The sequence below is a fragment of the Arenibacter nanhaiticus genome (genome assembly GCF_900141935.1).
Classification (GTDB): Bacteria; Bacteroidota; Bacteroidia; order Flavobacteriales; family Flavobacteriaceae; genus Arenibacter; species Arenibacter nanhaiticus.
This window is the reverse complement of record NZ_FQYX01000009.1, coordinates 50,490-62,584: the sequence shown is the minus strand read 5'-3', so window position 1 is coordinate 62,584 and position 12,095 is coordinate 50,490. Positions and strand designations below refer to the sequence as shown.

The 12,095-nt window shown below is 35.6% G+C and carries 10 protein-coding genes; 5 read left to right on the top strand and 5 right to left on the bottom strand.

The window, feature by feature from the left end; translation table 11 throughout:
• Positions 1-64: 64 nt before the first annotated feature.
• From BUA16_RS07530 to BUA16_RS07520, 3 genes are all read left to right on the top strand, one after another.
• Positions 65-1,144: a metallophosphoesterase gene (locus tag BUA16_RS07530; protein ID WP_178338858.1), complete on the top strand. Its 1,080-nt coding sequence runs from the start codon at positions 65-67 to the stop codon at positions 1,142-1,144.
• A gap of 204 nt (positions 1,145-1,348) precedes the next feature.
• Entirely contained in the window at positions 1,349-2,128 is a 780-nt protein-coding gene (locus BUA16_RS07525) for a hypothetical protein (RefSeq protein ID WP_072764132.1), read from the top strand.
• A 631-nt stretch (positions 2,129-2,759) separates the two neighbouring features.
• The gene (locus BUA16_RS07520; RefSeq protein WP_072764131.1) at positions 2,760-3,098 is read left to right on the top strand and encodes a hypothetical protein; all 339 of its coding nucleotides are present in this window, start codon (positions 2,760-2,762) and stop codon (positions 3,096-3,098) included.
• Between the two features lie 346 nt (positions 3,099-3,444).
• Here the strand turns inward: BUA16_RS07520 and BUA16_RS07515 are convergent, their stop codons facing one another.
• From BUA16_RS07515 to rpsU, 4 genes are all read right to left on the bottom strand, one after another.
• Entirely contained in the window at positions 3,445-4,044 is a 600-nt protein-coding gene (locus tag BUA16_RS07515) for a DUF6642 family protein (protein ID WP_072764130.1), read from the bottom strand.
• Between the two features lie 391 nt (positions 4,045-4,435).
• The gene (locus BUA16_RS07510) at positions 4,436-5,158 is read right to left on the bottom strand and encodes a M24 family metallopeptidase (RefSeq protein WP_072764129.1); all 723 of its coding nucleotides are present in this window, start codon (positions 5,156-5,158) and stop codon (positions 4,436-4,438) included.
• Positions 5,068-5,703 carry an aminopeptidase P family N-terminal domain-containing protein gene (locus BUA16_RS18225; protein ID WP_084668456.1) on the bottom strand — a complete coding sequence of 212 codons (636 nt, stop codon included), beginning with the start codon at positions 5,701-5,703 and terminating at the stop codon, positions 5,068-5,070. The genes BUA16_RS07510 and BUA16_RS18225 overlap by 91 nt, the downstream gene beginning before the upstream one ends.
• A 662-nt stretch (positions 5,704-6,365) precedes the next feature.
• Positions 6,366-6,566 carry a 30S ribosomal protein S21 gene (gene rpsU, locus BUA16_RS07500; RefSeq protein WP_072764128.1) on the bottom strand — a complete coding sequence of 67 codons (201 nt, stop codon included), beginning with the start codon at positions 6,564-6,566 and terminating at the stop codon, positions 6,366-6,368.
• Positions 6,567-7,565: 999 nt separating this feature from the next.
• Between rpsU and BUA16_RS07495 the strand changes: the two genes are divergently transcribed.
• Both BUA16_RS07495 and BUA16_RS07490 read left to right on the top strand, forming a co-directional pair.
• Positions 7,566-7,883, top strand: coding sequence for a hypothetical protein (locus BUA16_RS07495; RefSeq protein ID WP_072764127.1), 318 nt, complete (start codon positions 7,566-7,568; stop codon positions 7,881-7,883).
• A gap of 896 nt (positions 7,884-8,779) precedes the next feature.
• Entirely contained in the window at positions 8,780-10,615 is a 1,836-nt protein-coding gene (locus BUA16_RS07490) for an SLC13 family permease (RefSeq protein ID WP_072764126.1), read from the top strand.
• 243 nt (positions 10,616-10,858) lie between these two features.
• Here the strand turns inward: BUA16_RS07490 and BUA16_RS07485 are convergent, their stop codons facing one another.
• Entirely contained in the window at positions 10,859-11,872 is a 1,014-nt protein-coding gene (locus BUA16_RS07485) for a zinc-binding alcohol dehydrogenase family protein (RefSeq protein ID WP_072764125.1), read from the bottom strand.
• Positions 11,873-12,095: the final 223 nt, after the last annotated feature.

Here is a 12,095-nt window from a genome sequence, read left to right as displayed (position 1 = left end):
GATGTGGAGCATTTTAAAATAGTATTTTAGCAGGAAAATATAGTATTAATTTAATAATATTAAAATGAAATTAAACCTATCGACTATAATGTCTTTAGTCACGCTGCTGTTTCTACAACATACGATTACTGGGCAGGAAACCTTCGATCCACCAAAACTATCCCACCCAGATTCTTGGTCCGTGATTTTACTTCCAGACACACAGACTTATGCAAAATTTAAGAGAAATCAAGGTATTTTGGAGGTAATGACAGGTTGGATTCGTGAAAATATTGCCCCATTAAATATTGAAATGGTTTTATGTACCGGAGATTTGGTAGAACAAAATGAATTATTGGTACCCGATCATATTAACGGGAATGAGCCTAGTAGGAATCAATGGCAGGCTGTATCCAGAGCCTTTGAAAAATTAGATGGGCACGTGCCTTATATTTTAGCGGCTGGAAACCACGATTTTGGTTATAAAAATATAGAAAATAGATCTTCCAATTATGATGAATTTTTTCCGGCTCATCGGAATGTCTTGAATCATAAGGGACTACGCGCTGCGGCGTATAATGTACATGGGAAGCCCACTCTTGAGAATGCGACTTTTGAACTTACCACACCAAATCAAAGGAAATATTTATTTCTAAACCTTGAATTTGCGCCACGAGATACCATTTTACAGTGGGCAATGAAGGAGGTAGATAAAGATCGTTATAAAGATCATAGGGTTATAGTTCTTACGCACTCCTATTTAAATGAAAAGAACGAGCATATTGAATCAGAGAACTATCCTATAAAGGACGGAAATTATGGCAAGGCTATTTGGGAAAATCTGGTAGCTCCCTCTAAAAACATTCAAATGGTGATCTCTGGCCATATCGGTACTCCAGATAATTTTAAAGCCCATACCGCATTTAAAACAGATATAAATGCCGGTGGTAAAAAAGTAAGTCAGATTACCTTTAATGCCCAGGCCATGGGAGGAGGATGGCATGGCAATGGCGGTGACGGGTGGCTCCGGATATTAGAGTTTTTACCCGATGGAAAAACAGTTAAGGTTATTACTTTTTCTCCTTATTTTGCCATATCGCCCGCTACTAGACACATGGCCTATAAACGGGAAAGCTATCAAGAATTTAGTATTCAATTAGATTGAAAAACTTATTTTAGCGACCTTATTGGCCAAATAAACCTTGGTTTAAACATTTATTAAGAGGTTTTTTGTTGAAAAAAACACATTATATGAAGGGTTTATATTATAAAAACAGGTGTTTGGTCGAATTATTGTCATTATTTTAGTAACAATTAAAATACATATCTAATTTTACACGCTTCTATAACATTTGAAAATAGAATAATTATGAGGAATTATAAGGTGTTATTTTTAATTTTAGGGATCACTTTATTTGCCGGATGTAGTCAGGATGCATTAAATCAATTAAATGATAACAGTTTAAGCAAGGGTCAAGTAATGGCTCAAATGGACATTAATAATGTTTCCGAAGGATTCGATGAGCTTTTATCAGAATTGATAATGTCTAAAAATCAGGATACAGCCAATAAGACTGGAGCCGGTTGCGCTACAATAAGTTCTTCGGATAAAAGTATTTCCATAGTATACAACCAATGTGAGGTAAATGACAATCTCTTGGACGGAACCCTAGTTATTACAGGAGAGAGTATGGAGGAATCTATAGGATCGCCACTTACGATTACTTTTAGCTCTTTTACCTTCAACGGGTATTTATTGGAAGGAACAAAGGATGTTACTTTTGATTTTTCAAAGGAGAACGAACCAATATTTATTATAAAGACTGATATTATCGTGACACATCCCAATAACGTATCAACGATCCATACTGGCACTAAGGAACTAACCTGGTATTTAAGTAATTTTAATGGTGAAGGACCAGATTTTTCTTGTACCGGGCAATGGGACATAGTTCTAGAGGATACTACCTTTAATTTCGAAATAAAATCACCTCTCTCAGGGAAAATAGGATGTCCTTATATAACTTCTGGGGTTATTTCTATAGAGATGAATGAGTTAACGGCAAAGATCGATTTTGGTGATGGGGCTTGCGATCAAAAAGGCATGTTGATTTATCCGAACGGAAAAAGCGAGGAATATTCTTGGTAAAACAATTATATCGATACTATTATTTAAAATCCCTTGACATAGCGTCAGGGGATTTTTTTTGTTTTTGTACGTCTAGATATTAACGATACCCAAATCGTTCGTAATCACCTCTCATTCATATAAATTATAAGAAAAATACAGGTAATTAAATAACAGCATCTAGTAGTATCCTCTGCAATGATCTCTGCTATTATAGTTATAGAGCTTCAATTTTCTGATTATTGGATTTTTGTTCTTTTATCGTTTTTTTAGACTGCTGCTAGAATTATTTCACCCGCGGCCTTAATATTGTTTAAATTAAGGTTCTGTATCATCAATAAATAATGATTTAAAAACACTTTTCCTTTATTTAAGACCAATTGTTTGATCTAAGGCTTTAATCTATTAAAATCACCCTAAGTCGCATTAAATACGCTAAAATACAGTTATTTACAGCAACATAATCTATAATAAAAAACTGTGTTACACTAAATAAAAAGGGTAGGAGCAGTAATAATATAGCCATTGATTTGTAAAAAAAATTAATTTTAAGAAATTGTTATCCTTTATTTTTTGTAAGATTTTTCGAGTATTGTGTGCTATCTTTAGCAAAAATTCCCCGTTAGTTAATTTATGTTAAAACTTATTCAGTATGGAATTAACCTATAGAAATTTTTGGAAAACAAATTGTATTACACCTAGTAGCATGGAATGTTTAATCAAACTCCGGCGAAACTATACCGATTTACTTCAAATTGAGCAAAAAATTTGCTCTTATACCTTTGAGCCAAATACTTACGTAATGTTTTTAAAATCTGAGTCTATCAAAAAAAGAGTGAAGACGCTTATTAAAAGCAATCAAGACTTAATTGAATTAATTAAAAGGGAAGAAGAACAAAAGGACTATATGACTTTAAAAGTAGCTAAACAGCTCGAGGGACTTTCTGATTTGTATCAAACGCTTTCGGATTATGAATCCCATATAAAATAGCAAAAAGCAGCTTTAAACTTATTCTATTTGACATAATATAAATTATAGAACACCTGCTTGATGTACAGTTTCCGTATAGCTGTGCTATTTGATATAATATCAGATATCGGCCGTTAGGACTATATCGGCAGATATTATGTCAAAGGAAACAAACACGCTATACTCAAATAATGGTTTTCCATTGGTTAACTATAATTCGATTATTCAAAATATCCCTGGGTATTTTATTAATTAAGCGAATTATGACCAGGTCATGAATCTTTCTTAGCGGTGTCTGGGCCCCATGTTTTAATTGATATTTATAATTAGCCGCTTGCCAACGCCAAGGTAGTCGCTATATATGGACTTAATAATACAATCTAAAATCAAGTAATTTACAGACATTGTAATGTCTTTGATGCAATTCTTCTACAACATCTAACATATTATCATCTTCTTTAAATAAGTTAAAGAGTGCTATATCAAGATTCGAGCTGCTTATTCCATTAAATTCATTTCCATAGCCAGAAACCCCTTTAGCGCCAGTGATATCTAAAAAATATTGTGCTTCCTCTTCGTCTAAATCTAGAATTTTCGCATTTGAAAAATGTAAAATCTTACCTTTTAACCTTCCTTCAAAAATTTCTGCAATTTCCTGAAAACTATAGTGGTAGTCATTTAAACAAATACTATTTGCTTCACCTGTTATAACAAAGTAAATTATTTCATAGTCTTTAAAATTATGATCATCCAATACCAGTGCATTTAAACTATCTTCCAGTCCTTCAATGGTATCGCATGTTTTATAGATACTTGCTATTCCATAATTCAAGGCCAATTGTTCCAAATTTTCTTGTGCTTCGGTAAATTTGTCCGTTTCTATTTCATGAACCCCTTCTAAACAATAAATAAAATAATCTGTATCTATAAATTGTTCTTGGGGTAATTGTTGTCTTTTCTCTAACAAGTTTTTGAATTTAAATGAAAGTATAGGAATTACAAAATTAATATAACTCTGCTATTCTTTTAATCGTTTTTTTATAAAATACCATTCCACATACATTTACTCATGCCTTGTCATTTAGTAATAATCACCCTTTTCATAACTTCAATATTCCGGACTATGGGCCAGAAATTTTCAAATACGCGATTCTCAGGAAGCCGGTTGTAAACGAAATTTTAAACTTTTCTGCGGTATTAAAGACATGCCCTCTACCCTGAGAGTATTTTTTTAACCGGCATGAACATTATGTAAAATAGAGGTGAAGTAGGAACTTTAAGACTTAAAAAATAAAGCTCAATATTTATTAAATAGATATTGAGGTTTAAAATCATATAAAGTTTTAATTACTAACTATTTATAATTTTTGACACATTTTCCTGAGCCATTCTTTTTCATCATTGTCCAACTTAGGTGATAATTCTTCGAAAACCATTTTATGATACTCATTAAACCATTTTTTCTCCGAAGTTGTCAATAGCGAATCCTTTATCAGCTGTCTGTCTATCGGAAAGAGGGTAATGGGAGTAAAGCCTATAAACTCTCCAAATGCCGTGGTTTCTTTTAGAGACGAAAGGACTACATTTTCAATGCGAATTCCAAAAGCATCCTTTTTATAACAACCAGGTTCTATGGTTGTTAATTGATTTGGTGCATGTTCTGTACTACCGGTACTGGTGGTAGGATTCGTTGTAAAGCCTTGCCCAGGTTCATGTACCATTCCAAAACTCCCAATACCGTGTCCTGTACCATGAGGATAGTCTAGGCCTAGTTTCCATAAATATAAGCGTGCAAAGGCATCTATTTGCATTCCTACGGTCCCTTTAGGGAATTGCAATTGTTCCAACGCTATATATCCCTTTAAAACGGCAGTATAGGCCTTTTTTATTTCATCGGATGGTGTACCTCCTAACCAAACTGTACGGGTAATATCTGTAGTGCCATCCTTATATTGTGCACCACTATCAACTAACAGAATATCTTTATTTTTCACCATGGCAGCACCTTTTTCAGAGGCGGTATAGTGAATGATTGCTCCATTACCCTTGTAGCCAACAATAGCAGCAAAAGATTCGCCCATATAGAATTCTTGTTGTTGTCTTTTTGAATTTTAGAGCGTGTTGTTTCACCGCTAAATTCTAACGGATGTATATCTATTGGAAAATCAGGTAGACTAGGTCTGTCTGTCCAGATTTCACCCACCAGTTCTGTTATATTTTTAAGTTCAATATTTTTTGATTTCGATATTTCCTTGATATGGTCCATTTGGGCCTTGGAAAACTGTAAAAAATCTACTCCAATAACCGCATGTTCTTCTAAACTATCGCATAACCATTGAACGTGTTCGGGGGCATAGGGAATGGATTGTTTATATAGGGTAATTTCATAAGCCTTGCATTCTTCTTCAAATTGTAAAAAATAACGTGAATCTGTCCATAGTGCCGTTTCATCACGCTTTACAACCAATACTCCAGCTGATCCGGTAAATCCTGAAAAATATTCTCTTACTTTCCAATGTTTTGCAACATATTCGGATTGATGGGGATCTGTAGATGGAATAATAACTGCGTCTAAATTATATTTAGACAACTGTTGACGAAGCTTTTCTAGCCTTTTATTTATCATTTGTAGTATAAATTTTCTATTTAAATCTAAAGGGGTTCAATATAAGGATTAGTAAATCCAATTTCTTCAAATACCGCTGATATTATGCTGATCCCATAAGATAAATTGGAATATAAATACCATGTGCTATAATTCTTATATTCTGGATCAAGGGTCGGAAATATTCAAATACGCGATTTATGACAAATCACCAATCAGCTGTAGTTTTATCACTTTTGTCTTGGGGAATAAACCACCTCTTCCCTATTAGTGATATTTTTCAAACGGCCTTAACATTATGTAAAATAGAAATCATCATGAAGTTGCACATTATGTAAAATACCCTCGAAATTAAAAAGTTTGCCAATTTTGAGGGGTGCAGTTTTTAAAAACAAACCTAATCCTACCAACACAATATATCAATTATGCCTTTTGTCTATCGGAGACCTATTAGGAAGGAGAGGGAGCTATCTAATTGGCGCATGGGGAGAACTAGCCTCTAAATTGAAGTTATTCTCGCTACTGGTAACCCTCAAACTGATTGCCCGTGATTGTTATAAAAAACGTCTTCATGGAATTAGGATAACAACTAATCTTACATAGATAAAAACATGAATATCAATTAATTTTAATTTATACCCCAAATTTTGTCCTGTTTTTGGAAGAGGGCCTAGAGCATCTTTTTAAAATAATTCTTCCTTTTCAAGGTAGTATTTTTGCCGGTACTTCGCTTTCTGTAAAGCGTGCCGTCGTTCATTCGATGGTTTGACATAGTGTTGGTTGTTTTTGATATTCTCAAGCACTTTTGTCCGTCGATATTTTCTTTTGTAGCGTTTTAAGGCTCTTTCGATATGTTCCCCTTCTTTTATTTCAATTTTTAACATAGATCTTTTTTTTTAGTATTACGAATATGTCCACAAAACCTTATTGCGGACCTGTTGCAATGACACTCATTGAATTATATCCCAGATTCCGTTGTAAAGCCTTGTTGATGTCACTTTCTCTTTCCGTCAGTAGCATGACGAGAATCTTTGAAATCCCCCTTGTCGGGTTTTTATAATTCTTTTGATTTCACCAAGCTGTATAGTGCATAAATCTCTTCCTTCTTCAAGGGCGTATCCAACCACAGCTGTCTTCCAGAATTTTCGAAGCACTTTTAACTTAGACGACGCTTACATGAAGATCCTTTGCTTTTGCGCCATCAGCTAACACATAAAAACCTGTTTAGTTCAGTATTCCATATAAAATCTATCAATTTTTAGCAGAAATCCAAATAAAACCAGGGTTTTATAAGTTATTTCCTTTTATATTCTTGTTGGGCTTAAATATCAGCCCTGTCTGTATTTTAGGCTGGGTAGCTGTCATCAAAGGCTATTTATGGGGAACAATAGAATTACAAATCCCAATCCATTATCTGATTAACTAGGACTCGTTGCGTACTCGAAGAGAATCACTTACCGGCGTTCTTTGAAAGTAATAGCATAATCTTTATATTAAAAGCCCCATAGACCATGAAGGCCAAGGGTAGTAATCCTTAATATGTGAATAAAATGTACAATGAAGAAGGATGAATTAGGATAAAAGCGCTGTTTTTATTCTTCTCATAGTTTTCATATTCCGTACCAAAGGTCAATTATTTTCAAATACGCAAATTATGGGAGGCTTAGTATTTTGGTGGTTTTGAGATCTCACCTTGATCTTAAACCTCCCCTTCCCTACTGAAGGCAATTTTCAACCGCTCCATACATTATGTAAAATAGAAGTCAATGTAATTATTGATACTTCAAAGGACGAAAGAAACACTACCGTCCACTGTTCAAAGAGTTGGTTAGGTATAGGCGCTATTAGAAGAAAACTCCTTATTTTAGATTTTAAAAAAATTGATGACAATAGAAGATCTTTCCTTACCCGAATTTATTTTCGGGGAATTCCCTATAAAGAACGACAGCATTCACGACCAGCGCCAATTTATACTCCATAAGGGAATATCCCTAATTGAGGTAATACCGCAGGATGAATTAGAAAATATTGCTTTTGACGATAAAACGAGCAAGCACTTTTCTTATTTTGGAGAAGATTTTACCTTATTCTATCAGACCAACAATACCGCTGCTTCTAGTCAAAGCGAAATAGAGGTTTTGGACCGTGCCTGGGAATGGTACCGGGAATATTTAATTTGGGAAGACACTCAAGAGGAATAATCCTTGACTAAGGTTGAAATTAAAACAAACGATCCTAAAACAGCCACACGACAACAATCTTTTTTGCTTTAACAGTTTTATCCCGAAGGCATTTCCAAATTTGATTATGTGCAACTTCTATGAGTATCAAAAAGGAGAGTTAGGAGCGCTTTTGAAAAGTTATCAGAAGGAAAAGAACGGACCAACATCAAAGACCTAATAAAAAATGCGGAACTACTTTATAGTAATTCCGCATTTCGATATAAACATTGCGTTTGCTTTTATCACTGTTTTCAAATAGCCCATCTTTTCAGACAAGTTCTTTTTTCTGTTCACGGTATAAGGAAGAGGCATTTTATTCCCTTAACGACATTCTTTATGAGGTTAAAAAAGAAATCCTTTTAATACAGTTCCTATACTCTATAAATTTCCTGAATAACATCTAACAGCCTAGACCCATTTAGTTAATCCTGGCTAATACAAGGTTTTCCATAACTTTCATATTCTGGACTAGAGTCCATAAATTTTTAAATACGCGAATTATGAGAAGCTTAATTTTTCGAAGAATTTGAGATTTGACCTTGCCATTAAACCACCCCTTCCTTGCTGAGTATGAATTTGGGATCGCGCTTTACATTATGTAAAATAGAGTAGAAACTAAGTGTCTCTGAAATTTGCTGTGGGCTGAAGCTTTGGCCTCAACTACCTAGATTTATTGAAGATTCTATTTTCCTGGCTTTGGCCCCATTTATTTGGATGTTGATTTTTGGTTCTTTTCTAAATATTTACACCAAAACATATTTAATTTATATGAATTAATTAGTATAATCTAGTGATTAAGAAAACAGTAAACGCCGATACGTTTTCCCAACCCGCTCCATTAACCTATATTTATAGTAGCCAGATAAATTAAGAAAATGACTTTAGAGATCGCTTTAACATTCTTAATTATAGCCACCATAGTGGTACTGTTTGCTCTAGAAATATTCACTATGGACAAAATAGCCTTTTGTACCATAGGGTTTTTAGTGTTCTTTGGCCTTATTACTCCTGAAGAGGCTATTAGCGGATTTTCTAATACTGCTGTTATCACCATTTTATGTCTTATGATTATAGCCGTAGCCCTAGAGCAGAATGGTGTGATTTCATGGATGGCCCATGGTCTAAAAAAGTTTCGAAATTGGCCGGTTTTATTAATGGTTCCGGCTTTTATGTTCATCACCGGCACTATTTCGGCATTTATCAGCTCTACGGCTGTAGTCATCGTATTCATTAAAATTGTCACGGAACTTTCTGATAAATACGATATCTCCAAGAGTAAACTTTTAATGCCGATATCTTTTGCCAGTATACTTGGGGGTAGCTGCACCTTAATGGGAACTTCTACCAATCTTATTGTGAATTCTATTTATACCGAGCGCTTAGGGAAAGAATTTATGTTTTTTGAATTTTCTTGGTTTGGGGCTATCTTTTTATTGGTATCCATTGTACTGATAAGCTTTTTGGCACCGCTACTCCCTAAGGATTCGAAGGATAAACTACGGGAGCAGTACAATGTAGATAGCTACATAACAACCTTGGAGCTTGCCCCTAATTCTAGCCTTATAGGGAAGCGGTTAGAAGATTCCTTCTTGGGAGCTTCTGGTATTTCGGTACTGAAACTTTTTAGGTCAGGATTTGATAGTCCACTCAATATGAATAGAATAACGCTTCAAAAAGGAGATCGTCTTATGTTGTCCTGCACCCTTGATCATCTTTTACGGATTAAGAGTGACTCCGAAGTCATTATTTCGCATAGTGAAGCAGCTAAAAACGTGTATGGTCAATATGAATTCAAAGAAAAGGAGCTAGCTGACAAACCGATCAAAGATAGAGAAGTACAAACTGTTCTCGTAGAAATGATGATGTTGCCAGGGGCTCGTTTTTTAGGAAAATCCCTTAATGAACTAAAAAATATGATGATGCACGATGCTATTCCATTGGCCATAAAAAAGAGAAAAAATCTCCGCCATTTTAAGGAGAGGGTATCCCCGGATACGCTAGAATTTACACGGCTAAAAGTTGGTGACCGAGTGCTGCTTGACATTGATCCTGATAAGATAAAGGATTTTGATCTCTCTGATAACGTTGCTATCTTACAACAATATGAGGCGCCCGAAATCTCCGAGTCCCCAAAACGGAATATGACACTCCTTATTTTATTGGGAGTAATACTCCTAGCTGCAACAGGCATTCTATCAATCTTAACGAGCACCCTATTGGGTGCCGTGGCTCTTCTGTTGCTGAACCATGTTACGCTAGAGAGCGTGTACAAAAAAATTAATTGGCAGATCTTGTTTTTATTGGCTGGAATGATTCCTCTTGGAATTGCCATGCACAATACCGGTGCAGATGACTGGTTATCCGACAAGCTATTAATTTTTATGCAAGGCAGGCCTTCCATGTTTTCGATAGGAACGCTGTTTTTCGCAACCATGCTGTTAAGCGCCGTTATATCTAACAATGCAACGGCTATTATTATGACTCCAATCGCAATTTCTGTAGCTACGGGAATGGACTTAGAAGTGAAACCTTTTATACTGGCAGTGATGTTCGCATCCAATTTTAGTTTTTTCACCCCCGTGGGCTATCAGACCAACTCCTTGATCTATAGCATGGGGATTTATAAATTCAAACACTTTGCAATGATAGGAGGCATTATTTCCATAGTTCTCCTGATATTGGGCACCTTGTTGCTGAATTCAATGTTATGACCTTCCGGTTTTTATTCAGACAACAACAGATGGTTTAGAATAAACTCAAACATTGGGATGGTAGCTTCATTTTTCAACTAGTATGCGTTAGGGACAGCGGCGGCATCCCCGCAGCATAGCAAGGGATATAGCCAAGGGCCCGCCCGACGAAGGAGGGAACGCCCAAATAATTCGGCTGAAATTTATAGAAAATATCAGCACCCTTTCCCCTAACTCTTTTGATACTGGTCTTATTGCTTAGGCTTAAAACTGAATCACCGTTTTTCCGATGCTCCTTCCAGACTCTTGCAATTGATGTGCCTTTTTAAGATTCTCTACCGTAAACCCCTTCAAAGTAGTAGTCAAAGTGGATTTGAGCGTACCGGCATCGAATAATTCCCCAATTTTATTCAGAATTTGATGTTGTTTTTCGATATCGTCCGTAGTATACATAGACCGAGTGTACATGAATTCATAGGAAAGGGTAACGCTCTTATTTTTTAATACATTTAGAGGTAATGGATTGTTGCTACCGGTAATGGTAACAATATGTCCCTGAGGTTTTATTATATCTGCAGCCATTTCCCAATACCCTTCTAAATCCACAAAATCTAAAATATAGTCCATTTGACTATGCCCTATTTTCTCTAATTCTTCCTTTAGGCGATGGTGATTTACCACATAATCCGCTCCCAGCGCTTTGCACCATTCTATGGATGCTGGTCTTGAAGCCGTAGCCAGTACGATAAGTCCGCCTACTTTTTTTGCTAATTGGATGGCTATAGATCCTACGCCACCGGCCCCGGCTAAAATTAACACTGTTTTTTCTTTATCCTTTTCTGGATTTATTTTAATACGATCGAAAAGCGATTCCCAGGCCGTTAATCCGGTTAATGGAATGGCGGCAGCTTCGGCCAGCGTCAGACTTTTTGGTTTATGGCCAACGATGCGTTCATCTACCAGTTGGTATTCTGCATTACTACCGCTTCTGGTTATATCGCCTGCATAGTAGACTTGATCGCCTACCTTAAATTTTGTTGTTTTATCGCCTACGGCCTCTACCGTGCCCGCGGCATCCCATCCAATAATTTTTGGAGTATCTAGGACCGTATCCTTTGCGGCATTTTGCCTGACTTTAAAATCGACCGGATTTACGGATACGGCCGCTATTTTCACCAATAGGTCATATCCTTCTGGCATGGGTTTTTCAGTTTCAAACGCCATAAAACTGTCCTTTTCCGTGATGGGTAACGATTGTTTAAATCCTATTGCTTTCATGTTTTATATTTTAATCTAAAAGAAAGATTCTTAAACTTTATTCCTAGCAGAACTCTTCTCTTTTAAATCTAATTTAATTGTCTTAAGATACTACAATTTTTAGCAGATGAAAATTAAAGTTGCATAGAAGAACACAATGTCGTCCTTGATTTTTATAAGTAAAAAATCTCAAAATCCCTTTTCTTTAGACACTCAATAAAGGAAGGGTGTTTTTAGAAAACAG